The organism is Streptomyces sp. NPDC001536 (assembly GCF_042894505.1).
Lineage (GTDB): Bacteria > Actinomycetota > Actinomycetes > Streptomycetales > Streptomycetaceae > Streptomyces.
Map to the genome: position 1 here is coordinate 159,535 of NZ_JBIAVQ010000001.1, position 22,997 is coordinate 182,531.

Here is a 22,997-nt window from a genome sequence, read left to right on the forward strand (position 1 = left end):
CATTACGGATGAAGCTCGTACGCTCCGTGTCATGACTGAACATGGATCGAAGATCGCCGTCGTGACCGGCGCCGGCTCGGGCATCGGGCGGGCCGTCGCCGTGGAGCTGCTGCGGGCCGGCTGGTCCGTGGCGCTGGCGGGGCGCCGCACGCGGCCCCTTGAGGAGACGGCGGCGCTCGCACCCGAGGGCGCCGCCCTCGCCGTACGCACGGATGTCGCGCGGCCCGACGACGTGGCCGCGCTGTTCGCCGCGACCGTGGAGCGGTTCGGGCGGGTGGACCTGCTGTTCAACAACGCGGGGACGTTCGGGCCCGGCGGGGTGCCCGTGGAGGAGCTGCCGTACGACGCGTGGCGGCACGTGGTGGACACCAACCTCAACGGGGCGTTCCTGTGCGCGCAGGCGGCGTACCGGCAGATGAAGGAGCAGGACCCGCGGGGCGGGCGGATCATCAACAACGGTTCGATCTCCGCCCATACGCCACGTCCGCACTCCGTCGCCTACACCGCGACCAAGCACGCCCTGACCGGCCTCACCAAGTCGCTGTCGCTGGACGGGCGGCCGTACGGCATCGCGGTCGGGCAGATCGACATCGGGAACGCGGCGACCGACATGACCGCGCGGATGCAGACCGGGGCCTTGCAGGCCAACGGGGAGGTCGCGCCCGAGCCCGTGATGGACGTCGCCGACGTCGCGCGCACGGTGCGGCACATGGCGGAACTGCCACTGGAAGCGAACGTGCAGTTCGCGACCGTGCTGGCGACCGCGATGCCGTACGTCGGACGAGGTTGAGGGCTCAATCTGCACAACCGGAATATGAACATCCGCTCCATCCGGGCCGGTGACAGACTTATGCTCTACATCTCCTCCATCAGAACTTCACACTTGGAGCAGTGAGCTTCCGCAGACCAAACCGAGGGGGGAGACGGCAGTCGTTCCACCGCACCGGATGGGGGTGGGCCTCGCGTGGGACCGCGGGGTACACGCCGGTGGGTGGAACGGCTGCCGTGCACGTCAATGCCGGGACCGGGAATCTGTCTTGCTCATTTCTGATGCGGCCTCCCGCTTTCTCAGTCCTTGCACATCCCTTACTCAGCCCCGCTCAAAGGTTCGTCCCTACTTTGAGGCCGCGCCCACAGCGGGCGCCAAGAACCTCTGAGGAACGGGATGTTTGGCATCTATCTCAAGCGCGAGCTGGGCCGGCGCAAGAAGGCCGCCCTGGTCATCGCACTGGGTCTGGCGCTCGGTATCGCGCTGGTCATCACCGTCAACTCGGTGTCGGCCGGTATGACTCAGGCTCAGGACAAAGTCCTGAAGTCGCTGTACGGCCTCGGCACCGACATGACGGTGACCAAGGCGAGGTCGGCGCCCACCGACAACAGCTCCGGCAGACCGAACTTCGAGTTCGACGCCCAGTCGAACGACAGTGACGAGACGCAGAGCTCGGACCGGGTGATGACCCAGGGCGGCCAGGCCCTCAAGGCCGCGCTGGTCGCCGAGGTCGCCAAGCAGGAGGGGGTGGCCGACGCGGTCGGCGCGATCACCCTGAACGTCACCAAGGTCGACGGCTCCTTCACCCAGGGCAAGGCCCAGTCCACGACCGGCGACGGCCAGTCCCAGGGCCAGGGCGGCCCCGGCGGCGGCACCAGCACGGCGGCCCCCCAGGTGCAGGGCGGCGGCGCCTCGTTCGACGTGAACTCCTACTCGGTCGCCGGCGTCGACGTCACCGACCAGACCCTGGGCCCGCTGGCCGGCATGGAGATCACCTCCGGCAAGACCTTCACGGCCTCGCAGACCAACGCCAAGGTCGTGGTGCTCAGCAAGTCGTACGCCAAGGAGAACTCGTACAAGGTCGGCAAGACCCTCAAGATCTCCGGCACCAAATACACGGTCATCGGTATCGCGACGGCCTCCAGCAGCGAGTCCACCACCGACGTCTACCTGCCCCTGAAGCAGGCCCAGACGCTGGCCGACGCCAAGAACCAGGTCACCACGATCTACGTCAAGGCGACCGACTCGAAGCAGATCGACTCGGTCAAGTCGACGATCCAGAAGAACATCTCCGGTACGACGGTGACGACCTCGGCGGATCTCGCGGAGACCGTCTCCGGCTCCCTCTCCACCGCCTCGAACCTCGCGACCAGCGTCGGCAAGTGGCTGTCCGTCGCGGTGCTCGCCGCCGCCTTCCTGGTGGCCGCGCTGCTGACCTCCTCGGCGGTGTCCCGCCGGGTGCGTGAGTTCGGCACGCTCAAGGCGCTGGGCTGGCCGAGCCGCCGGGTGACCCGGCAGGTCGTCGGCGAGTCGATGGTGAACGGCCTGCTCGGCGGCGCCCTCGGCATCGGCCTGGGGCTCGCGGCGGCCTACGCGGTGACCGCGATCAGCCCGAAGCTGACCGCGCAGCTCGGCAACTCCGGCGGCGGTGGCGCCATGGGCGGCGGTCCCGGCGGCGGTGGCGGTCCGGGCCGGCAGGCCACGCAGAACACCATGGAGATCGCGCTGTCCGCGCCCGTCTCGCTGACCACCATCGCCCTCGCGGTGGGCCTCGCGGTGACCGGCGGTCTGATCGCCGGCGCGATGGGCGGCTGGCGGGCGTCCCGGATGCGGCCCGCGGACGCGCTGCGCAGCGTGTCCTGACCCCTCATGAGCTGGGGCGCCGCGTCCGTTCCCCCCCGGGGCGCGGCGCCCCACCCCCTTACTTTTGGAGCACCCATGTACAGACTGACCGGCGTCACCAAGCGCTACTCGCGGGGCAAGGAGACGGTGGAGGCGCTGCGCGGCGTCGACCTCACCATCGAGGACGGCGACCAGCTCGTCATCCAGGGCCCCACCGGTGGCGGCAAGTCCACCCTGTTGCAGATGATCGGCGGCCTGGACCGGCCGACCGAGGGCAGTGTCGAGCTGGACGGCGTCGACCTCGCGAAGATCAGCGAGGCGAAGCTGACGCGGCTGCGGGCGGAGAAGATCGGCATCATCTTCCAGTCCTTCAACCTCATCCCGACGCTGACCGCGCAGGAGAACGTCGAGACGGCCCTCGTCCCGCTCGGCGTGAAGCCGGCCGAGCGGCGCGAGCGGGCGGCCGAGGCGCTGCGCTCGGTCGGCCTCGGCGAGCGGCTCACCCACGCGCCGTCCGAGCTCTCCGGCGGCCAGCAGCAGCGGGTCGCCATCGCCCGCGCGCTGGTGAAGAAGCCGAAAGTGCTCCTCGCGGACGAGCCGACCGGAAACCTCGACGAGGGCACGCGGGACGACATCATGGGCCTGTTGGAGGGGCTGTGGCAGGAGTACGGGCTGACCTTCATCATGGTCACGCACGACTCGTCGATCGCTCGGCGGGCGCCGCGACTTGCGACGATCAAGGCGGGGCAGATCACTTTGACCGAGCAGCGGCAGCAGCAGTTGTACGCGCGGTACTGAGTCTGCGGGCCGGTGGGGGCTTGTCGCGCAGTTCCCCGCGCCCCTAAAAACGGGTAGGGCCGCTTACCGTTCGAGGATTTGGTTGATCTCGGTCAGCTGATCCGCGGTGAGCGGCCCCTTCTCTATTGCTCCCGCGTTCTGCTCCGCCTGCTCGACGGAACGGAAGCCCGGGATCGGGACCGTTCGCGGGCTGCGGGCCCAGATCCAGGCGAGGGCGCCCTGGGCGAGGGTGCGGCCGTTGCTGGTGAGGATGTCCTTGAGTGCGTCGACGCGGTTCAGCCAGTCGGAGTCGGCGCCTTCGTTGTTGAAGCCCTGCATCCAAGTCGGCGGCTTGCTGCGGATGTCCCCGGCGTCCTGCGGCCCTTGACGCTTTCCTGCCAGCAACCCCATCGCCAGCGGGCTGCGGTTGATGCTCGCGAGGCCCGACTCCTCGCACAGGGCGAGCATTTCAGGAGCATCCTGCATGACATTCAGCGCATGCTGTACGGCCGCACAGTGCTCCCCCTCCGCGAAGACCGCGGCGCGGGCCGGGTCGTCGGTGCTCCAGGCGTAGGCGCGGATGAGGCCTTCGCGTACGAACTCCTCGCAGATCTCACGGAGTCGGGCGCCATGGCTGGGGTGGGCGTCGGAGAGATGGAACTGGTAGAGGTCGACGTAGTCCGTGCCAAGGCGGGTGAGGGAGGCGGTGAGGGCCTCGCGGACGTACTGCTCGGAGGCGTCCTGCCCGTTGAGGACGCGGGTGTCCTCGTCGAAGAGGTTGCCCCACTTGGTGGCGACGACCACGTCGGCGCGGCGCTTGCCGAGGGCACGGCCGAGGACCCGCTCGCTGTGCCCGGTGCCGTAGACGTCGGCGGTGTCGAAGAAGGTCACGCCGAGGTCGAGGGCGCGGTGGATCGCCCGTACGGACTCGTCGTCGTCGACCTTGCCCCAGCCGAGCGGCTGGCCGCCGAGGTCGGACCACTCACCGCCGATGGCCCAGCAGCCGAAGCCGAGGGCGCTGACCTCTATACCGCTGCGGCCCAAAGTCCTGTTCGTCTCCATGGGTCCAGACGCTAGGGCTTGGAGCGCACTCCAGGGCAAGGGCTTTCACGGAAGCCGTCGCGCTGTGTCAGGCCTGCCCGGTCTCGAAGCGGGTGATCTTGTCGCCGTCGACCTCGAAGTGCCACTTGGTGCGCATCTCGCCCCAGGTGTCGTTGCTGTAGCGGGCGATGAGGTCGCGGCCGCCGCGGGACTCGTTGTCGACCTCCATGTGACCGTGGGAGGAGAAGATCTCCCGGTCGATCCAGTCGTCGAGGTCACGCTCGGAGCCGTCGTCCGACATCGTCGCGCCGGGGGCGAGGAGGGCCATGAAGCCGTCGCGGTCGTGCGCGTTGACGGCGTTGACGAAGGCGCGGACCGCGGGGTCGCTGAGTTTGCCGGTCTGAATCGTCATGCCAGCCAGACTCACACCGCTCTCCCGGGGCCGCCACCCGAACGGCGGCGCGAGTGGTTCGGTGAGGTGTCAGGAGTGCGACGGTGGAAACGCGAGGGGGGTGTTTCGGCGGGTGTTCCGTCGGGCGTTCCGTTCGTCTCTCCCAGGAGTCATCGTGACCTCACGCACCTCTTCCCACGGCTCTTCCTACGACCGACGCGATGTGGGCCTGCTGTTGCTCCGACTGGGGACCGGGGGTGTGCTGGCCGCGCACGGCGCGCAGAAGCTGTTCGGCTGGTTCGGCGGCCACGGCATCGCGGGGACCGGTCAGTTCATGGAGTCCGTCGGCTTCTCCCCCGGCAAGGCGAGCGCCACCGCGGCGGGCCTCGCGGAGGCGGGCGGCGGCACGCTGCTGGCCCTCGGCCTGGCGACACCGGCCGCGGGTGCGGCGGCCGCCGGCGCGATGGCGGGCGCGTCCACCGTGCACACCCCCAACGGCTTCTTCAACGCCGAGGGCGGCTTCGAGTACGCGGCGACCCTGGGCCTCGCGGCGACGGGACTCGCCATCGCGGGCCCCGGCCGGCTCTCCCTCGACCACGCCATCGGGCACGTGTTCGACCGCGGGTGGATGGTCCCCACGGCTCTCGCGGTGACGGCGGCGGCCACGGCGGTGGTGGTGGGGTCACGGAACCGGAGGCTCCAGGAGAAGGAGAGGGAGGAGGGGGCGGAGCAGTTCGAGGCGCAGGAGGCGTTGTTCGGGGAGTAGGGGTGCCCCGTACGCGGTTCGGACGCCCGCTCTCCTAGGATGGCCCCCATGACCGGCCCCGAGCACCACCCCGCCCTACCGCCCCGGTGGCGGTGGCGGGCGCTGCTCGTGCTGGCTCTGCTGGCGGGGCTCATGGGCATGCACGCCCTGGCTCCGGGTGCGGCCGTCGCCGACGAGCACCCGCACGCCCCGCCCATGGCCGCCGTGTCCGTATCCGCCACGCACGGCGACTGCGACGGAGCGGGCCACTGCGGCTCGGGTCATGTCTCGCACGCCGATGCCACCTGCGCGGCGGCCGCGGTGAGCGGTGGGCCGACGCTGCCCGCGCTCGTGCCGGACCCGGTCGCCACCGTCGTACGAGACGAATCACCGCGCGCGTACACCGGCTCCGACCCGGAAGGCGCCCGCGCTCCCCCGTCCCTGGCGGAACTCCAGCTCCTGCGGATCTAGACACCACGCCGCGCACCTCGGTGTGCGCATCGGCATGTCCAGATCCCTTTCATCCAGCAGGAGTTCAAGCATGAGCACGACCCGTACACGCCGCGCTGCCCTCGTGGCGGCGACCGTCACCGCCGCCCTCGTCCTGGCGGCCTGTGGTGACGGTGACAGCGGTGACGCGAGCCACGGGAGCAGCCACGGCACCTCGTCGTCCCCGTCGTCCAGCACCGCCGCCGCCCACAACGCCCAGGACGTCTCCTTCGCGCAGGGCATGATCCCCCACCACCGCCAGGCCCTGGAGATGGCGGAACTCGCCACCGACCGGGCCTCGTCCGCCGAGGTCAAGGACCTCGCCGCGCGCATCGAGAAGGCACAGGACCCGGAGATCAAGACCATGTCCGGCTGGCTGAAGTCCTGGGGCGAGGAGGTGCCGGAGGCGGGCGCGTCGATGCCCGGCATGGACCACGGCGCGTCGTCAGGCATGCCCGGCATGATGGACGACGCGGACATGGAGACGCTGGGGAAGGCCTCCGGGAAGGGCTTCGACACCATGTTCCTGACCATGATGGTCGAGCACCACGAGGGCGCGGTCGACATGGCCGAGACGGAGAAGGCGAAGGGCCGGTACGCCGCTGCCACCGCCATGGCCGACGACATCATCACGGGCCAGACCGCTGAGATCACCGAGATGAACAAGCTCCTCGGCAAGAGCTGACCCGGTGAGCCGGGGGAGGTCGCCGACCTCCCCCGGCTGTCAGTGGCGCGTGCCAAGCTGCGTCCATGAGTGATCGCGACACGACGGCCGACGTCTGGGCGGGCATCGACGCCCTGTGGACGTGGCTGGAGACGAGCCGGCCACTGAGCGGCCAAGAAGCCCTTCTCCTACGGATGTTGAAGCTGTCGGAGGAGGTGGGCGAGGTCGCTCAGGCGGTCATAGGGGCCACGGGCCAGAACCCGCGCAAGGGCACGACACACACATGGGACGACGTTGAGGGCGAACTCTGCGATGTCGTGATCACGGCCCTGGTGGCGCTGCGGACGCTGACGCCGGACACGAGGGAGGTCTTCGACCGGCATCTGACCCGGGTCATGGAACGTTCGCTGGGCGCGCCCTGAAGAACGGGGGTCAGTCGCGCGCGTCGTCGGCGCGCAGCCCGTGCAGGAACATGTCGAGAAACTGCGCGCGGACCCCGTACGCACTGACCCCGCGCAGCCGTGCGATGTGCGAGCTGAACCCCGCGATGGAACCGGTGAAGGTCTCGGCGGCCACGGAACGGTCGATGCCGGCGCGCAGTTCACCGCGGAGTTGCGCGTCCCGCAGGACGTCCTCGACGACGGCGAGGGGCTTGTCGATGCAGTCGCGCTGGAACTTCGCGTACAGGTCGGGATAGTCGGGCAGTTCGAAGGAGCAGCGGGCCGCGATGAGCCAGCGCGGGCTGTCGAGGGCGTCGGCGATCTCGTCGTAGAGGGCTTCGAGGTCGCCGACGAATCCGCCGGTGCGCGGCGGGACCAGGTCTAGGGCCAGCGTGTTCAACCCGGCCAGGATGAGATCATCCCGCTCGGCCCAACGGCTGTAGAGGGTGCGCTTGGCGACCTTGGCGCGGGCGGCGACGTTGTTGATACGGAAGCCCGCGACGCCGTGTTCGGAGAGCTCGTCGACGACGGCGCGCAGGATGCGGTCGTCGGCGCCGGTGTCCCGGGGCCGGCCGGGCTTGACCGGGGCGGGCGAGGTGACGGTCATGCCACCCACCCTACTCTCATTACGCTACCAAAACGGTTTCGTATTTGTTAGATCCCGCGCTACCCTTACTTATGTACGAAACCGTTTCGTTCGAGTGAGGTGCCGCGGATGACAGCGACGGAGCAGGCCATCACGCCACGGACGCGCCGCAGCCGCATCTCCCCCGAGCGCGAGGCGGAGCTGTACGCCGCCGTCCTCGACCTCCTCCGCGAGGTCGGCTACGAGGCCCTGACCATGGACGCGGTCGCGACCCGCACGCGGTGCAGCAAGGCCACCCTGTACCGCCAGTGGACGGGCAAGCCGGAACTGGTCGCACAGGCGCTGCGCCAGACCAAGGGCAGCGTCGTCGGCGACATCGACACGGGCTCGCTGCGCGGCGACTTCCACGAAATGGTCAGCCGCCTCGACGACGAGACGCTCCGCAGGGAGACCGCACTGGTACGGGGCCTGATCCACGCCGTCCACACCCACCCCGACCTGCTACGAGCCCTCCAGGACCTGATCGTCGACCCGGACCCGACCGGCCTTGAGGCGATCCTGCGCCGAGCGGTGACCCGGGGCGAAGTCCGCGCGGACTGCCCGGCGTTGGAGTACATCCCATACATCCTGATCGGCGCCCTGGTGGCCCGCCCACTGGTCGGCGACCGGCCACCGGACCGAGCGTTCCTGCTCCGCTACCTCGACTCGGTGGTCTTGCCCTCACTGACGGCCTGACGCCCCCCACTGAAGTCCTGTCGGCCGAGGAGACGGGTTCCGTACCCTGGCTCGCGGGGCGTCGGAACGGCGAGAGACGTCTGGGCTATAACCCCAGGTCAACTCCCTGGCAGCAGACGAGCCGAGCTGTACGCCGGGTTCTGTCACCCGGCCACCTCGCGGCGGCCGGGGAGACGGCCATCCATCTAGGACCGGCGTTGCCACCGGCCTCGTGCGGTCTACCCGGAGACTCGGGCGGGCAGCCCTCGGACGTCTCCGCAGAGCGCTTTTTACGGCGCTCCTTTTGACCTTGCTCCAGGTGGGGTTTACCTAGCTGCCCAGGTCACCCTGGGCACTGGTGGTCTCTTACACCACCGTTTCACCCTTACCGAGGACCGAGGTCCCCGGCGGTCTGTTTTCTGTGGCACTGTCCCGCGGGTCACCCCGGGTGGCCGTTAGCCACCACCTTGCCCTGTGGAGCCCGGACGTTCCTCGGGAAGCCCCCGTCAAGGGGACTCCACGCGGCCGTCCGCCCGGCTCGTCTGCCGTGTCGACCATGTTACCGGGCGCTCATCCCTCGCCGGACCGACCGCTGTCGCCAGGACCGAGCCCGCCAGGATCAGGGCAAACGCCGCCCCCACCCCTACCGTCAGCTTCTCGTCCAGGAACAGCGCGCCCGCCGCCACCGCCACCGCCGGGTTGACGTACGTGATCACCGTCGAGCGCGTCGGGCCGACCTCCTTGATCAGCTCCAGGAAGGCGACGAAGGCCACCGCCGTGCAGATCACGCCCAGGCCCGCCAGGGCCAGCAGGACGGTGGGTGAGGGCACCGTGGAAGGCCCGGTCATCGCGGCCGGTGTTGCGTACACCAGCGCCGCCAGTCCCAGGCAGGACGCCGTGAGCTGCAAGGACGGGACGTTCCGCAGGTGGCGTGCCGCGATCAGCGGGGCCGTCGCATAGCCCACCACCGTCACCAACACCTCCGCGAGCGAGCGCGCGTCCCCGCCCGTCAGGTGCGGGACGGTCAGGACCCCCACACCCGCCAGGCCCAGCCCCAGACCCGTCAACCGCCTCGCCCCCAGCCGCTCCGTGTCGCCGAAGAAGCGGGCCAGGGCCACTCCCACGATCGGCACCCCGGCGATCAGCAGGCCCGCCGTCGAGCTGGACAGGTGGCGTTCGGCGTCCGTGAGCGTGAACCACGGGCCGATGATCTCTATGCACGCGAAGGCCAGCATCGGCTTCCAGAACGACCTGACGGTTCCCGTGAGGCCTCGCAGCGCGAAGGGGAGCAGCAGCGCCGCGCCCAGCGCGCATCGCGTGAACACCACCACCGACGGGGACAGCGGTGCCTCCACCGCCACCTTGATCATCAGGTAGGGGATGCCCCAGACCACTCCCATCAGGGAGAACAGGAACCAGCCGCGTGCAGTCATGCGCACACCTTCGGCCGGATCAGGGCCTGCCGTCTTGAACGCTGTTGCGGTACGCCGCCGGGGTCACGCCGAGGACGCGGCGGAACCAGCGGGTGAGGTGCGCCTGGTCCGCGAAGCCGACGAGTGACGCGACCTCCGCCGGCCGCAGGCCCGTGTCCAGGAGGCGGCGGGCCCGGGTGACTCGGTACTGGGCCAGCCAGGCGTACGGGGGCAGCCCCATCGTCGTACGGAAGGCGCGGAGGAGTTGGTAGCGGGACAGGCCCAGGTCGGTCGCGAGGTCGGCCAGGGACGGAGGGTCCAGGAGTTCGTCGGCCAGACGGTCTCGTACGAGAAGAGCGAGCCGGCCCGCGCCGGGGATCGTGTCCGTCGTGGCCCGGGCCGTGGAGTGGCGGCGGGCCAGGGCCGTGAGCAGCCAGGGGAGGCGGGACTCGGTCTCGAGGGGGTCGGGGCGGGCGCCCAGTTCGGTGTGGGTGAGGAGGATCGCCGAGGCCAGTTCGGGGTCGTCTATCAGCGGCTCGCGGAAGTGCGGGACGCCACCCTGCGTTCCCTCCGTCAGCAGCGAGGTCTCCGCGTACAGCGCGCGGTACGCGTAGCCGTCGGTCGCGTTGCCGGGGCCGCCCGTGTGCACCTCGCCGGGGGCCAGGACGACGATGGAGCCCGGGCCGGTGCGGATGTGGCCGCCGCGGTAGTCGATGACCTCGGTGCCGTCGACGCAGACGCCGACCGTGAACTCGTCGTGGGCGTGCGGGGCGTAGACGTGCTTGTCGAAGCGGGCGGTCAGGAGGTCCAGGGACGGTCCGCACCGGCCCAGCCGCGCCCTGGTCCACAAGGCCTGCTCACCCATCCGACGCCCCCTTCCCGTCAGAGACGGCCCGTCCACGAGCCCGTCCGGGAGAACTCTCAGGGGTGGAACGCCCGCAGGCCCCGCTTCCATGCCGCCGCCAGGTCGGCGTCGTCCGGAAACCGTCCGTGGATCTCCAGGATCGCCATCCCGTGCGCGAACGCCCACACCGAGCGGGCCAGGTCGATGTCGCCGCCGCACACCCGCATCAGCGGCATCGCGGCCCGGTCCTCCAGGCCGGCGGGCAGCGCGGCGCGGGGCAGGGGGCGTTCGGTGGCGAGGCAGTAGAGGTGGGGGTGGTCGAGGGCGTAGGTGCGGTACGCCTCCGCCAGGGTCAGGAGGGAGCCGGGGTCGCGTTCCTCCGCCGCCTCCAGCGCCGCCGCCGACTCCTCCAGCATCTGCGCGATCAGCTCCACCTCCACGGCGTGCTTGTCGGGGAAGTGCTTGTAGAGGGAGGGCGCCTTGATGCCGAGGCGGTCGGCGAGGGTCCGCAGGGTGAGCGCGGCGGGCCCGGACTCCTCCAGGAGGGTCCGGGCGGCCGTCGCGATCTCGCGGGCGCGGGGGGTGAGACGGTCAGTCACGCTGGAAGCCCTCGTTCGTACGCAGTCCGTAGCCGAAGGCGCGATCGTACGAGATGTGGGCGAGCCAGCCGCACAGGGCCGCGAAGGCGGGGGGCCAGTTGAAGAAGGGCTGGAAGGCGTAGGCCAGCAGCAGTGCCAGCGGGATCAGGGCCCGGTGCATCGCGTTGTAGTACGGCACCGCGCGCGGCGGCAGCTGTCCCTTCGCCATCCGGGGCGCGTCGTCCAGGGCCACCAGGAAGGTCAGGTCCGGCAGGACGAAGAAGGCGAGCGCGAGGGCGCCGGCGAGCCAGCCGTGGTTGACGGCCTCCAGGACCGCGAAGGCGGACCAGAACAGGGCGTTGGCGAGCCATGCGGTGCGGCGGGCGAGGGAGCGGACCGAGCGGTGCGGGGTGGTGCTGGTGACGGTGCTCATGGCTGCCTCCGGTCGGTGAATCGTTCGCTGGACGTGGCTCGATCGCTGGGTGCGACCCGGCGGGTGGCTAACAGCGTTAGCCCCACGTCCACAAAGGTACGGCTAACAGCGTTAGCTGTCAAGGAGGTACTTGACCCTGCCGCAACGTCAACGTCTCTACTGATCCCATGCGGATCGGAGAACTCGCCGCCGCCGTCGGCGTCACCACGCGGACCGTGCGGCACTACCACCATCAGGGGCTGCTCCCGGAGCCGGAGCGGCTCTCCAACGGGTATCGGAACTACACCCTGCGGCATGCCGTCGTGCTCGCGCGGATCCGGCGGCTGACCGAGTTGGGGCTGGGGCTGGCCGAGGTGCGGGACGTGCTGGCCGATGACACCGAGAAGGAGCTCGCCGAGATCCTCCAGGAGCTTGACGAGGATCTTGCCCGGCAGGAGGCCGCCATCCACCAACGGCGTGTACGGCTGCGGGCGCTGCTCGATGCCGACGAGCTGCCCGCCGAAGGGCCCGTCTCCCCCGAACTGGCCTCGCTGTTCCGGGACATGGCGCCACTCGCCGACTCCCCCATGGCCGTCAAGGACCGTGAGGTGCTCGCGCTGATCGAGACCGCCGCCGGTCCCGAAGGGCGGGAACAGCTGCTCGCGGCCGTTGCCTCCACGCTGGCGTCCCCGGAGGCCGTGGCGCGGGCGAACGAGGCGTACGCGCTGCTGGACGCGCTCGTCGAGACCGAGCCGGACGATCCCCGGGTCGTGGAGGCGGCCCGTACGCTCGCCGCCCTCATCCCGGCCGAACTGCTCCCCGCCACCGACCTCGATCAGGACCACAGCTTCCTGCGCGCCTTCTACGCCGACTTCCCGCCCGCCCAGGCCGAGGCCATCCGCCTCGCCCTGCGGATCGCCGCAGGTGAGCAGCCATGAGAGCGACCGTACAAAGTGCTGTGAGGACCGCCTACGCCCTCGTCCGGCACGAGGTGCGGCTGCTCGTGAGCCTCGTGCTGTGGGTCGCACGGCGCTCCCATGGGACAACGGGCAAGGCCGCCTTCGGGTACGCCCGCGGGGAGGGGCCGCTCATGTTCGGGTTCGGCTTCGTGTGCGTGATCGAGTCGGTGACGATGTCCGTGCTGCTGCGGGATCTGCCGGCCGTGCACCGCCCCGTCCTCCTCCTGGACATCTACACCGTCGTCCTCGTCGTCGGCATGCACGCGGCCAATGTCGTACGGCCCCACGTGCTCGAAGCCGACTCCCTCCGCATCCGCCGCGCCGCCCACGTCGATCTGCGCATACCTCTTCAGCAGATCACCCACGTGCAGCGGGAGTTGCGCACCACCCACCACCGCACCGACGGTGAACTCGACCTCGCCATGGGCGCCCGGACCACCGTCACCCTCCAACTGGCCCAGCCGGTCGTCCACTTCACCTTCTTCGGGCGGCGACGACACATCCACCTCGTCCGCTTCCATGCCGACGACCCAGGTGCCCTCGTGCAAGCGATCACGCGGGCACGAAACGCACCTTCCCGGGAGCTGCCGGATCTGCCTGTGTGAGGCGGACCCGTAGCCGTTCGCCAAGGGGCAGCCGGTCGCCGTCGATGCGGCCGATCACCGCCGGGGACTCCAACTGGACGGTCCCCACAGTCGGTTGACGCTCCTCAACCTCCACCACGCATCCGTCGAACACCTCCCCCACCCGGTCCTTCAGCAGGGCCGCCTCGACGATGTCCACGCAGCCCCGTTCCACCGCGCCCGCTCGCCGGCCGCCCTCGGCCATTTCGCGCGGCAGCTCGTCGAAAGCGGCCAGGACCCAGTCGGGCACCGGGTCCCCCGCCACCGCCGCGAGGCAGATCTCCGACGCGTAGCGGTCGGCGAGGCGGCGGAGTGGGGCCGTGCAGTGGGCGTACGGGGCCGCCACCGCCGAGTGGGTGGTGATGTCCGGGAGTACCCCGTCCCGGAAGACCGTGTAGCCCGCGCCCCGCAGCAGCGTCGTGCACTCCTGGAGGAACGCCGCGTGGTGCGAAACCCCCGGATCCAGCGACCTCACCAGCGCCGCGTACGACACATGGTGCGGCCAGTCGATGTGCAGGGCGTGGGCGGTACGGCGCAGGCGGCCGACCGCGCCGTCGGGGGCGGCGGGGAGGGTGCGCAGGACGCCGGTGCCGTGCGCCAGCATCAGGTCCGCCGCCGCCATCCCGGTCAGGAGGGAGATCTGGGCGTTCCAGCCGTCGGCGGGGAGCGGGGCACGGTAGGTCAGTTCGTACGTCCCGTCCCGCTCTACGATCTCCTGCTCCGGGACGTTCAGGGAGATCCCGCCCCGTTCCACTTCCAGCCTCTCCCGCAGCTCGCCGATCTCCTTCAGCAGCGCCAGCGGCTCCTCGGCCGTCCCCGAGTCGATCTCCTTCTGTACGCCCTCGTAGTTCAGCTTGGCCCGGCTGCGGACCAGGACGCGGCGGACGTCGACGGCGACGGTACGGCCGTCCGCGTCGAGGTCGATGGTCCAGAGGGCTGCGGGGCGGGTCCGGTCCGGGAGCAGGCTGGCGGCGCCCTCGCTCAACGAAACCGGGTGCAGGGGGACCTTCTCGTCCGGGAAGTAGAGGGTCATCACGCGGCGGTGGGTCTCCGCGTCGAGCGCCGATCCGGGGACGACGAAGGCGGCGACGTCCGCGATGGCGTACCGGACGCGGTAGCCGGTGCCCCGGCGGGAGAGGTGCATCGCCTGGTCGAGGTCGGTGGAGGTGGGCGGGTCGATCGTGAACAGGGGGATGTCGGTGGCGTCGTAGGACGGGAGCACGGGAGGTGTCCCGGCGTCCGCCAGGGCCCCCGGCGGAAAGGTCTCCGGCACCCCCAGTTCGGTGCGCAGCGCGGTGAGGGCGGCCCGGAGGGGGGCTTCGGGTGCGCCGGTCACGCGGATGTGGCGGCGGGGCATACAGCGAGCGTAGGGCCGGGGGCGGCCCGTGGCACGCCGTACGCTGTCGCAGAGCCGAACAGGATCCATCGCCCTCGAAGGAGAACCCGCCCGTGCTTGTCCTGCTGCCGCCGTCCGAAGGCAAGGCCTCCTCCGGTCGTGGCGCCCCGCTGAAGCTGGAGTCGTTGTCGCTGCCGGGGCTGACCGAGGCCCGCGCGGCCGTTCTCGGCGAGCTCGTCGAGCTGTGCGCCGCTGACGAGGACAAGGCGCGCGAGGTGCTCGGACTGAGCGAGGGGCTGCGGGGCGAGGTCGGCAAGAACACCGAGCTGTGGACGGCCGGGGCGCGGCCCGCCGGGGAGATCTACACCGGTGTGCTCTACGACGCCCTGGAGCTGTCCTCCCTCGACGCGGCGGCCAAGCGGCGGGCCGCCCGTCAGCTGCTCGTGTTCTCGGGGTTGTGGGGTGCCGTCGGGGTCGCCGACCGGATCCCTTCGTACCGGTGCTCCATGGGCGTGAAGCTGCCCGGCCTCGGAGCGCTGGGCGCGCACTGGCGTACGCCGATGGCGACGGCGCTGCCCGAGGCCGCGGGGAACGGACTGGTGCTGGACCTGCGGTCCTCGGCGTACGCGGCGGCGTGGAAGCCGAAGGGTGAGGTGGCCGGGCGGACGGCGAGTGTGCGGGTGCTGCACGCGCCGACGCGGAAGGTGGTCAGCCACTTCAACAAGGCGACCAAGGGGCGGATCGTACGGAGTCTGCTGGCGGCGGGCATCGCGCCGGCGGGGCCCGCCGAGCTGGTGGAGGCGCTGCGGGACCTCGGGTATGTGGTGGAGGTCGAGCCTCCGAAGGGCGCCGGGAAGGCGTGGACGCTGGATGTGCTGGTGGACGAGATCCACTAGCTATTGCATCCTCTGCAACGCTCGTTGCGCATGCCGCTCCCCCTGGGCACGATGAGGCCATGACCTCGCCGCTGCCCTCCTCGCCGTATGCCTCCGTGCTCGACCTCGCGCCCGTCGTGCCGGTCGTCGTCATCGAGGACGCCTCCGATGCCGTGCCGCTGGCGCGGGCGCTGGTGGCCGGGGGGCTGCCGGCGATCGAGGTGACCTTGCGGACGCCGGCCGCCTTGGACGCGATCCGGGCCATCGCCGACGAGGTGCCGGACGCGGTCGTCGGGGCGGGGACGGTCGTGACGCCGGAGCAGGTGACGCGGTGTGTGCGGGCCGGGGCGCGGTTTCTGGTGAGTCCGGGCTGGACGGACGTACTGCTGACCGCGATGCGGGCGTCCGGGGTGCCGTTCCTGCCGGGGGTGTCCACGGTGTCGGAGGTCGTGGCGCTGCTGGAGCGCGGGGTGCGGGAGATGAAGTTCTTCCCGGCGCAGGCGGCGGGCGGGACGGCGTATCTGAAGTCGCTGGCGGGGCCGCTGCCGCAGGCGCGCTTCTGCCCGACGGGGGGCATCGGTCCGGCGAACGCGCCGGAGTACTTGGCTCTCCCCAACGTCGGTTGCGTGGGCGGAACTTGGATGCTGCCCGCGGATGCGGTGGCGGCCCGGGACTGGGGGCGGATCGAGGAGCTGGCCCGGGCCGCGGCGGGGCTCAGGTCCTCAGGTGGGACGTGTCGTTGAACAGCCGTACGCTCGCGTTGCCGTCGGCGTAGTAAGCCACGGCGGACAGGGACGCGGCCGACAGTTCCATCCGGAACAGGGACTCCGGCGGGGCGCCGAGGGCGAGTCGTACGAACGTCTTGATCGGCGTGACGTGAGTGACGAGCAGGACGGTGCGCCCCGCGTAAGCGGCGACCAGCTTGTCCCTGGTAGCCGCGATACGGGTGGCCGTGGCCGCGAAGCTCTCACCGCCGCCGGTGGGTTCGGCGTCGGGGTCGGACAGCCACCGGTTGAGGTCGTCGGGATACCGCTCCCGCACCTCGGCGAAGGTGAGCCCCTCCCACGCCCCGAAGTCGGTCTCCCGAAGCCCGTCCTCGACGGTCACGTCGATCCCGAGCCGCTCGGCCACGGCGGCGGCGGTCTCCCGGGTCCGGGTGAGCGGCGAGGCGAGAATTTCCTGAACGGTCCCACGCCGGGCAAGGGCATCAGCAACCCGCTCGGCCTGCTCACGGCCCACGTCGGACAGGGACGGATCCGTCCCTCCACTCCCGGAGAACCGCTTCTGGGGAGTCAACGGCGTCTCCCCGTGCCGCAGCAGCACAAAGGTCGCGGGCGCACCCATATCGGCCGGCGCCCACCCGGGACTCGCCACCACCTTCGCGGCACGCACATCAGCCTCAGCCGCAGCGGCTCCGCCGCCCGAGAACTCCGCCGCTCCGCGGCGGGAAGAGTGAGCGGGAGAGGACGAGGGAGGGGCAGAGCGGGAAGCACCGGCAGAAGCGGAAGCCAACGCCGCACGCGCCTTCGCCGCACCAGCGACCGCGTCCCCCGGCGCCCCAGCCACCACCGCCGCCCCGGCCTCAGCGGCTCCGCCGCCCGAGAACTCCGCCGCTCCGCGGCGCGAAGAAGAAGCGGCAGCGTCCAGCTCCGCCGTAGAAGCCGACGCAGTCCACTGCTCCCCCCGCTTCCCCGCGTCCATCGCCTCGTTCGCCAGCCGATCCGCGTGCTTGTTCTGCTCGCGCGGGATCCACTCGTAGGTCACCTGGTCCGCCGGGTAGACCCGCGCCGCCTCCATGGCCAGCGGCTTCATGTCCGGGTGTTTGATCTTCCAGCGGCCCGACATCTGCTCGACGACGAGCTTGGAGTCCATGCGGACGTGGACGGAGGCGGCGGGGTCCAGTTCGTGCGCGGCGCGCAGGCCGGCGAGCAGGCCCCGGTACTCGGCGACGTTGTTGGTCGCGACGCCGATGTACTCAGCCCGCTCCGCCAGCGTCTCGCCGGTAGCCGCGTCGATGACGACCGAGCCGTAGCCCGCGGGTCCGGGGTTGCCCCGGGACCCGCCGTCGGCCTCGACGATGAACTCCCGCACGCGCAAAGCTCCTTACAGACCGGACTCGGACGTGCGCACCAGGATGCGGCGGCAGTTCTCGCAGCGGACGACCGTGTCCGGCGCGGCCGCGCGGATCTCGTTGATGTCGGTGATCGCCAGCTCCTGGCGGCAGCCCTGGCAGGTGCGCTGGTACAGCTTCGCCGCACCGATGCCGCCCTGCTGCGCGCGCAGCTTGTCGTAGAGCTTGAGGAGGTCCTCGGGGATCGTGCCCGCGATGACCTCGCGCTCCTTCGTGACCGTGGCGATCTCGCCGTCGATGCCCTCGAACGCGGCCTCCCGGCGGGCCGTCGCGTCGTCGATCTTGCCCTGCACCGCACCGACCCGCTCGGTCAGCTCGACGACCCGCTCCTGCGCGGACTCCCGGCGCTCCATGACCTCCAGGACGATGTCCTCCAGGTCGCCCTGACGCTTGGCGAGGGAGGTGATCTCGCGCTGGAGGTTCTCCAGGTCCTTGGGGGAGGTGACGGCGCCGGAGTCCAGTCGCTGCTGGTCGCGGGTGGCGCGCTGGCGCACCTGGTCCACGTCCTGCTCGGCCTTGGTCTGCTCGCGGGCGGTGTCGCTCTCCTCAGTCTGCGCGGCGACCAGCAGGTCACGCAGCTGGGTGTGGTCCTTGGTCAGCGACTCGATCTCGGCGTGCTCGGGCAGCGACTTGCGCTTGTGCGCGAGCTGCTGGAGGCGGACGTCGAGGGACTGGACGTCGAGAAGGCGGATCTGGTCGTCGGGCGCGGCGTTCAGTTGGGGGCTCCCAGTGAGTCGGTGGTGTCGGTGGTGGACGCCGCGTGGGCGGTCCAGGGGTCGGTGACCGTCTTGGAGACGTGGACGCGCAGGTCCCATCCGTGACGGTCGGAGATCTCGTCGAGCTGGGTGGCGGCCAGCTCGCACCAGGGCCATTCGGTGGCCCAGTGCGCTGCGTCGAGCAGCGCGAGAGGCGTGTGGGCGCGGGCCTCGGATGCCGGGTGGTGGCGGAGGTCCGCGGTGAGGAAGGCATCGACGCCGGAGGCGCGTACGACGTCGAAGAGGCTGTCGCCGGAGCCGCCGCTGACGGCGACCGTGCGGATCGTCGCCTCGGGGTCGCCTGCCACGCGGATGCCCTGGGCGGTGGCGGGGAGGCGGGCGGCGGCCCGTGCGGCGAAGTCCTTCAGCGGCAGCGGGTGGTCCAGCTCGCAGATCCGGCCGAGGCCCCGGCGGCCGTCCTTGTCGGAGGGGTCCGGCACCAGCGGTCGTACGACGCGAAGGTCCAGCGCGCCCGCGAGCGCGTCGCTCACGCCCGGGTCGGCCGTGTCCGCGTTCGTGTGCGCCACGTGCAGGGCGATGTCGTTCTTGATGAGCGTGTGGACCACGCGGCCCTTGAAGTGGGTCGCCGCGACCGTCGTCGTACCGCGCAGATAGAGCGGGTGGTGCGTGACCAGCAGGTCGGCGCCCAGCTTCACCGCCTCGTCGACGATCTCCTGGACCGGGTCGACGGCGAACAGAACCCGCGAGACCTCCTGGTCGGGGTCGCCCACGACGGTGCCGACCGCGTCCCAGGACTCGGCCCGCTCGGCGGGCCACAGGTTCTCCAGCGCGGTGATGACTTCAGACAGACGGGGCACGGGGGAAAGGCTACCTGGCTGGTCTGTGCCGATGTACCGGTCCGGCTCCCGATGACCCCGCCCAGCACAATCGTCCCGTTTTCCTCAGGCGAATCGTTCCTGGGCCACCCCTTTGTGTGAAGTGGTCGTCGGCTCGTCCCACGTCTGTGCGTGCGAAAACTAGCTTCGTGGCCGGAGGTGACCGAACGATGACGGCCTGTGCGATCGAGCCCACGGCGGCGGACGAGGACGGTACGCCGCGGGCTGGCTGCACGATCACCGCGGACGGCGCTTATGCCGCCCGCCTCGCGGTGGACGGCGACTCCTGGTTCCCGGAGCGCTGGACGTTGGACGGCCCCGAACCGTACGCGGTACCGCTGCCCGGCAACCAGCCGGAGGAGCCGGGCACCGAGGTGCAGCCGATGGGCGACGGACGGGTGCTGATCAGGCGGTTCACGGACGGGCGGCACACCTTCTCGCTGCTCTACCCGACCGGGCCCGGCACCGGCGAGCTGCCGCTGGGGGCGGTCGAGTGCCCGGAGGAGGGCACCCGGCTGTGGCTGCTGCCGCCGGCGCCGGGGGGCGAGAAGGCGTACGCCCTCGCCGTGGGCCGGCACTCGAGTGCGGTGTGGCTGGTGGCGGGGGGCGCCTTCGGGCCCGAGCATCTCGCGGAGATCCCGGGGCGCTGTTCGGGCGGGGTGTGGCTGGACCGGGCGGGGCGGATGCTGGCGCTGGACCGGGAGGTCGGGGGGTGCACCAAGGCGATCGTGGTCGATCTTCAGCGGGACGGTGAGGTGTCGCCGCTGCTCCAGATCGCCGCCGGCAGCGACGACCGGTTGCTGCTCGCCGACCCGGACAGCGGACTGCTGCTGATCCGCTCGGACGCGCCCGGTGCGGAGCGGCTCGGCTGGGGGGTGCTCGGCAGCACGCTGCCGGTGCGGTTCCCGGAGAGCCTGCGGCTGCCCGAGTGCGCGGTGACGCCGTTCGCGATCCAGCCGGGGCAGGTGCTGATGCCGGAGAGCTGTGCGGTGGCGCTGCGGATCGACGGGCCGGTGGGCAGCTGGGTCGGCATGTGGCGGCCGGACCGGCGGCAGGTGCACCATCTCGCGGCGCCCATGGGGTGGTTGACGGGTGCCGGGCTGTGGACGCGGGACGGGGTGCTGCGACTGCCGTACGCCACGGACGAAGTGCCGTGCGGGGTGGCGGGGTTGACGGTGCCCACGGGGGAACCGGGGGGCGGGGGAAGGACGGGGGACACGGGCCCGGGGGATCCGGTCCGGGACGGGACGGTCGACGAGCCGACGCCGGGGAGGCCGTCGGACTCGGACGGGCCGTCGGAACCGGATCCTCCGGAGCCCGCGGTGCTGAGACCGGTGCCGCTGGGGAAGGCGCCGCTGGAGGCGCTCGGGAAAACGCCGTCGAAGGGCCTCGGGAAAACGCCGTTGGGTGGTCTTGTAACGAACTAGTGCCGGTTGGCGTGGCCGCCTGGATTCGGCCCGTGGGGTGCCGGTTAAACTCGCCCGGCTGTTAGAAAGATCATGTTGACGGGGTGAGTTCTTCCGATGAGCGACGCAAGCACGATCCAGCCGCCGCGCACCGATGTCCACGAGTCTGCCGGGCGCGGCAGACACCGGGGTTCGGTCTCGGCCCACGAAGGTGAGACGGCCCCTCGCGGCCGCCACCGCAAGCCGGTCTCGGCCTCCGCGGAGGAGACCGAGTCGGCGGCCTGAGGTCGCACGACGAGGGCCCCGTTCACCCTGGCGGTGAGCGGGGCCTACTCCTTTTTCAGCCCCAGTACCTCGGTCGCCGCGAAGGTCTCCCCCGGCGGCCGTCCCGCGTAGTGCGGGGTGAGCAGCGCGTCCAGTTCGTCGTACGTGAAGGTCTCCTGCTTGCTGTCGAACTTGGCCTGCACACGCGGCCGTTCGATGACGGCCACCATCCCTCCGTGTAAGACCAGCAGCTGGCCGTTGACGCGTGCGGCGGCGGGTGAGGCCAAGTAGCCGACGAGCGGGGCGACATGCTCGGGGGCGAGCGGGTCGAGTCCGGCGGCGGGCGGTTCGAAGCCCGCGAAGACGTCCTCGGTCATCCGGGTGCGGGCGCGCGGGCAGATGGCGTTCGCGGTGACGCCGTACTTGGCGAGGGCGAGGGCCGTGGAGGTGGTGAGCCCGACGATTCCGCCTTTCGCGGCGGCGTAGTTGGGCTGTCCGGCCGAACCCGCGAGGAACGCCTCCGACGAGGTGTTCACGATCCGCCCGTACACGGGCCCTTGTGCTTCCTTGGACCGTGCTCGCCAGTGCGCGGCGGCGAAGCGGGTGGTGTTGAAGTGGCCCTTGAGGTGGACGCGGATCACCGAGTCCCACTCCTCCTCGGTCATGGAGAAGACCATGCGGTCGCGCAGGATGCCCGCGTTGTTGACGAGGATGTCGAGCTTGCCGAACTCCTCGACGGTCAACTGGACCAGCTGTTCGGCCTGGTGGAAGTCGGAGACGTCCCCGGTGTGGGCGAGCGCCTTGCCGCCCGCCGCGCGGATCTCGGCGGCGACCTCCTCCGCGGGGCCCGCGGAGGCCTGACCGGAGCCGTCCCGGCCGGGCTGACCGTAGTCGTTGACGACGACGGCGGCGCCGAGCCGGGCGAGTTCGAGCGCCTCGGCCCGGCCGAGGCCGCGCCCGGCGCCGGTGACGATGGCGGAGAGCCCCTCAAGTGGCAGTGACATACCCAGAGTTCCTCAGATCTCTATGCAGGTGCGCAGCGAGGTGCCGGTGCGCATCTGGTCCAGGGCCTCGTTGATGTCGGCCAGCGGGACGCGGTGGGTGATCAGGCCCGCCAGGTCGACGCGGCCCGCCCGCCACAGGGCGATGGTCCGCTCGTAGGAGGTCAGGACGTCACCGCCGCCGTACATGGACGGCAGGATCCGCTTCTCGTCGAAGAACAGCTCGAACATGTTGAGCTGGAGGTTGTCGTCCATGGCGCCCGCGCCGACGACGACCAGCGTGCCGCCGCGCCGGGTGTTCTCGTACGCGGTACGGGCCGTGGCCGACTTGCCGACGACCTCGAAGACGTAGTCGAAGCCCTCGCCCGCGGTGACCTGCTGCTTGGCGTCGGCCAGCTCGTCGGGGGAAACGGCCCTGGTGGCACCGAACTTGAGGGCGGACTCGCGGCGGGAGAGCACCGGGTCGACGGCCACGATCTCCGCCGCGCCCTTGAGCCGGGCACCCTGGATCGCGGAGATGCCGACGCCGCCGCAGCCGATGACGGCGACGGACGAACCGGCCTGTACGTCGGCGGTGTTGAGGGCGGCGCCGAGGCCCGTGGTGACTCCGCAGCCGATCAGCGCGGCGATGTCGAAGGGCACGTCGTCGGGGATCGGCACCGCGCAGCCCGCGTCGACGACGACCTCCTCGGTGAAGGTGCCGGTGCCGGCCATGCCGAAGACGTCTCCGGCGGGGCGCCGGAAGTTGGGGGTGCCGGCGTTCATGAACCCGGCCAGACACAGCTCGGTCTGGCCGCGCTTGCACGCCGGACACGCGCCGCAGGCGGGCAGCCAGCACACGACGACCCGGTCACCGGCCTTCAAGTGGCTGACGCCCTCCCCGACTTCGAGGATCTCGCCCGCGCCCTCGTGGCCGGGCACGAAGGGCGCCGGCTGCGGCAGTACGCCGCTCATCCCGGACAGGTCCGAGTGGCACAGCCCCGCGGCCCGCACCCTGATCCTGACCTTTCCGGGGCCGAACCCCACCGCCTCGACGTCGTCGAGGACCTCCAGCTTGTCCTGGCCGATCTCGTGCAGTACGGCTGCGCGCATGGTGCGGCTCCCCTC

Annotated in this window: 26 protein-coding genes, 1 other RNA gene and 1 pseudogene; 14 read left to right on the forward strand and 14 right to left on the reverse strand. The window is 71.0% G+C overall.

Annotated elements, in window-relative coordinates; translation table 11 throughout:
- Positions 1 to 31: 31 nt before the first annotated feature.
- From ACFY0U_RS00705 to ACFY0U_RS00715, 3 genes are all read left to right on the forward strand, one after another.
- On the forward strand, positions 32 to 790 hold the full coding sequence (locus ACFY0U_RS00705) for an SDR family oxidoreductase (RefSeq protein WP_388628124.1): 759 nt from the start codon (positions 32 to 34) through the stop codon (positions 788 to 790).
- A gap of 375 nt (positions 791 to 1,165) precedes the next feature.
- Entirely contained in the window at positions 1,166 to 2,632 is a 1,467-nt protein-coding gene (locus ACFY0U_RS00710) for an ABC transporter permease (RefSeq protein WP_388628127.1), read from the forward strand.
- Positions 2,633 to 2,707: 75 nt separating this feature from the next.
- Complete coding sequence (locus ACFY0U_RS00715) at positions 2,708 to 3,409, forward strand: ABC transporter ATP-binding protein (RefSeq protein ID WP_388628130.1); 702 nt, start codon at positions 2,708 to 2,710, stop codon at positions 3,407 to 3,409.
- Between the two features lie 63 nt (positions 3,410 to 3,472).
- On the opposite strand, the gene ACFY0U_RS00720 is transcribed toward ACFY0U_RS00715, so the two are convergent.
- On the reverse strand, positions 3,473 to 4,450 hold the full coding sequence (locus tag ACFY0U_RS00720; protein ID WP_388628132.1) for an aldo/keto reductase: 978 nt from the start codon (positions 4,448 to 4,450) through the stop codon (positions 3,473 to 3,475).
- Between the two features lie 67 nt (positions 4,451 to 4,517).
- Positions 4,518 to 4,841 (reverse strand): nuclear transport factor 2 family protein, encoded by a 324-nt coding sequence (locus ACFY0U_RS00725; RefSeq protein ID WP_388628135.1) that lies wholly within the window; start codon positions 4,839 to 4,841, stop codon positions 4,518 to 4,520.
- 154 nt (positions 4,842 to 4,995) lie between these two features.
- On the opposite strand from ACFY0U_RS00725, the gene ACFY0U_RS00730 reads away from it, so the two are divergent.
- The 4 genes from ACFY0U_RS00730 to ACFY0U_RS00745 all read left to right on the forward strand — a co-directional run bounded on the left by ACFY0U_RS00730 (position 4,996) and on the right by ACFY0U_RS00745 (position 7,140).
- Entirely contained in the window at positions 4,996 to 5,586 is a 591-nt protein-coding gene (locus ACFY0U_RS00730) for a DoxX family membrane protein (RefSeq protein WP_388628138.1), read from the forward strand.
- Positions 5,587 to 5,634: 48 nt separating this feature from the next.
- The gene (locus tag ACFY0U_RS00735) at positions 5,635 to 6,036 is read left to right on the forward strand and encodes a DUF6153 family protein (RefSeq protein ID WP_388628141.1); all 402 of its coding nucleotides are present in this window, start codon (positions 5,635 to 5,637) and stop codon (positions 6,034 to 6,036) included.
- A gap of 70 nt (positions 6,037 to 6,106) precedes the next feature.
- A complete protein-coding gene (locus tag ACFY0U_RS00740) occupies positions 6,107 to 6,739 on the forward strand; it encodes a DUF305 domain-containing protein (protein ID WP_388628143.1) in 633 nt (210 codons plus the stop codon).
- Between the two features lie 65 nt (positions 6,740 to 6,804).
- Positions 6,805 to 7,140 (forward strand): MazG-like family protein, encoded by a 336-nt coding sequence (locus ACFY0U_RS00745; RefSeq protein ID WP_388628146.1) that lies wholly within the window; start codon positions 6,805 to 6,807, stop codon positions 7,138 to 7,140.
- A 10-nt stretch (positions 7,141 to 7,150) separates the two neighbouring features.
- On the opposite strand, the gene ACFY0U_RS00750 is transcribed toward ACFY0U_RS00745, so the two are convergent.
- Complete coding sequence (locus ACFY0U_RS00750) at positions 7,151 to 7,765, reverse strand: TetR/AcrR family transcriptional regulator (RefSeq protein WP_388628148.1); 615 nt, start codon at positions 7,763 to 7,765, stop codon at positions 7,151 to 7,153.
- Between the two features lie 108 nt (positions 7,766 to 7,873).
- On the opposite strand from ACFY0U_RS00750, the gene ACFY0U_RS00755 reads away from it, so the two are divergent.
- Positions 7,874 to 8,479: a TetR/AcrR family transcriptional regulator gene (locus ACFY0U_RS00755; RefSeq protein ID WP_388628151.1), complete on the forward strand. Its 606-nt coding sequence runs from the start codon at positions 7,874 to 7,876 to the stop codon at positions 8,477 to 8,479.
- Positions 8,480 to 8,592: 113 nt separating this feature from the next.
- On the opposite strand, the gene rnpB is transcribed toward ACFY0U_RS00755, so the two are convergent.
- From rnpB to ACFY0U_RS00780, 5 genes and pseudogenes are all read right to left on the reverse strand, one after another.
- Positions 8,593 to 8,999: RNase P RNA component class A (gene rnpB / locus ACFY0U_RS00760), an RNA gene on the reverse strand.
- A 115-nt stretch (positions 9,000 to 9,114) separates the two neighbouring features.
- Positions 9,115 to 9,891: pseudogene (locus ACFY0U_RS00765) on the reverse strand (DMT family transporter); the annotation flags it as partial.
- A 19-nt stretch (positions 9,892 to 9,910) separates the two neighbouring features.
- Positions 9,911 to 10,735: a helix-turn-helix domain-containing protein gene (locus ACFY0U_RS00770; protein ID WP_388628154.1), complete on the reverse strand. Its 825-nt coding sequence runs from the start codon at positions 10,733 to 10,735 to the stop codon at positions 9,911 to 9,913.
- 56 nt (positions 10,736 to 10,791) lie between these two features.
- Positions 10,792 to 11,313, reverse strand: coding sequence for a TetR/AcrR family transcriptional regulator (locus tag ACFY0U_RS00775; RefSeq protein ID WP_388628157.1), 522 nt, complete (start codon positions 11,311 to 11,313; stop codon positions 10,792 to 10,794).
- Complete coding sequence (locus ACFY0U_RS00780) at positions 11,306 to 11,725, reverse strand: DUF4260 family protein (RefSeq protein ID WP_388628159.1); 420 nt, start codon at positions 11,723 to 11,725, stop codon at positions 11,306 to 11,308. The genes ACFY0U_RS00775 and ACFY0U_RS00780 overlap by 8 nt, the downstream gene beginning before the upstream one ends.
- A gap of 167 nt (positions 11,726 to 11,892) precedes the next feature.
- Here ACFY0U_RS00780 and ACFY0U_RS00785 point away from each other — a divergent pair, with 167 nt between their 5' ends.
- Entirely contained in the window at positions 11,893 to 12,642 is a 750-nt protein-coding gene (locus ACFY0U_RS00785; protein ID WP_388628162.1) for a MerR family transcriptional regulator, read from the forward strand.
- A complete protein-coding gene (locus ACFY0U_RS00790) occupies positions 12,639 to 13,268 on the forward strand; it encodes a hypothetical protein (RefSeq protein WP_388628165.1) in 630 nt (209 codons plus the stop codon). The genes ACFY0U_RS00785 and ACFY0U_RS00790 overlap by 4 nt, the downstream gene beginning before the upstream one ends.
- On the opposite strand, the gene ACFY0U_RS00795 is transcribed toward ACFY0U_RS00790, so the two are convergent.
- A complete protein-coding gene (locus ACFY0U_RS00795; RefSeq protein ID WP_388628168.1) occupies positions 13,216 to 14,643 on the reverse strand; it encodes an RNB domain-containing ribonuclease in 1,428 nt (475 codons plus the stop codon). The two genes, ACFY0U_RS00790 and ACFY0U_RS00795, sit on opposite strands and share 53 nt — an antisense overlap.
- A 92-nt stretch (positions 14,644 to 14,735) precedes the next feature.
- On the opposite strand from ACFY0U_RS00795, the gene yaaA reads away from it, so the two are divergent.
- Together yaaA and ACFY0U_RS00805 are read left to right on the forward strand one after the other, a co-directional pair.
- Positions 14,736 to 15,518, forward strand: a complete 783-nt coding sequence (gene yaaA, locus ACFY0U_RS00800) for a peroxide stress protein YaaA (protein WP_388628171.1) — start codon at positions 14,736 to 14,738, stop codon at positions 15,516 to 15,518.
- Positions 15,519 to 15,577: 59 nt separating this feature from the next.
- On the forward strand, positions 15,578 to 16,240 hold the full coding sequence (locus ACFY0U_RS00805) for a bifunctional 4-hydroxy-2-oxoglutarate aldolase/2-dehydro-3-deoxy-phosphogluconate aldolase (protein WP_388628174.1): 663 nt from the start codon (positions 15,578 to 15,580) through the stop codon (positions 16,238 to 16,240).
- Here ACFY0U_RS00805 and ACFY0U_RS00810 read toward each other — a convergent pair.
- From ACFY0U_RS00810 to ACFY0U_RS00820, 3 genes are read right to left on the reverse strand one after another with little or no spacing between them, the layout of a single operon-like run.
- Complete coding sequence (locus tag ACFY0U_RS00810; protein WP_388628177.1) at positions 16,212 to 17,588, reverse strand: bifunctional RNase H/acid phosphatase; 1,377 nt, start codon at positions 17,586 to 17,588, stop codon at positions 16,212 to 16,214. The genes ACFY0U_RS00805 and ACFY0U_RS00810 overlap by 29 nt on opposite strands.
- A 12-nt stretch (positions 17,589 to 17,600) precedes the next feature.
- On the reverse strand, positions 17,601 to 18,344 hold the full coding sequence (locus ACFY0U_RS00815) for a zinc ribbon domain-containing protein (RefSeq protein WP_388630353.1): 744 nt from the start codon (positions 18,342 to 18,344) through the stop codon (positions 17,601 to 17,603).
- Entirely contained in the window at positions 18,341 to 19,201 is an 861-nt protein-coding gene (locus tag ACFY0U_RS00820) for a Nif3-like dinuclear metal center hexameric protein (RefSeq protein WP_388628180.1), read from the reverse strand. The genes ACFY0U_RS00815 and ACFY0U_RS00820 overlap by 4 nt, the downstream gene beginning before the upstream one ends.
- Positions 19,202 to 19,389: 188 nt before the next feature.
- Here ACFY0U_RS00820 and ACFY0U_RS00825 point away from each other — a divergent pair, with 188 nt between their 5' ends.
- Positions 19,390 to 20,646, forward strand: a complete 1,257-nt coding sequence (locus tag ACFY0U_RS00825) for a hypothetical protein (RefSeq protein ID WP_388628183.1) — start codon at positions 19,390 to 19,392, stop codon at positions 20,644 to 20,646.
- A 96-nt stretch (positions 20,647 to 20,742) separates the two neighbouring features.
- Positions 20,743 to 20,910, forward strand: coding sequence for a hypothetical protein (locus tag ACFY0U_RS00830; RefSeq protein ID WP_388628186.1), 168 nt, complete (start codon positions 20,743 to 20,745; stop codon positions 20,908 to 20,910).
- 44 nt (positions 20,911 to 20,954) lie between these two features.
- Here the strand turns inward: ACFY0U_RS00830 and ACFY0U_RS00835 are convergent, their stop codons facing one another.
- Together ACFY0U_RS00835 and ACFY0U_RS00840 are read right to left on the reverse strand one after the other, a co-directional pair.
- Positions 20,955 to 21,893, reverse strand: coding sequence for a 3-oxoacyl-ACP reductase (locus ACFY0U_RS00835; protein ID WP_388628189.1), 939 nt, complete (start codon positions 21,891 to 21,893; stop codon positions 20,955 to 20,957).
- A gap of 12 nt (positions 21,894 to 21,905) precedes the next feature.
- A complete protein-coding gene (locus tag ACFY0U_RS00840) occupies positions 21,906 to 22,982 on the reverse strand; it encodes a Zn-dependent alcohol dehydrogenase (RefSeq protein ID WP_388628192.1) in 1,077 nt (358 codons plus the stop codon).
- Positions 22,983 to 22,997 lie beyond the last annotated feature (15 nt).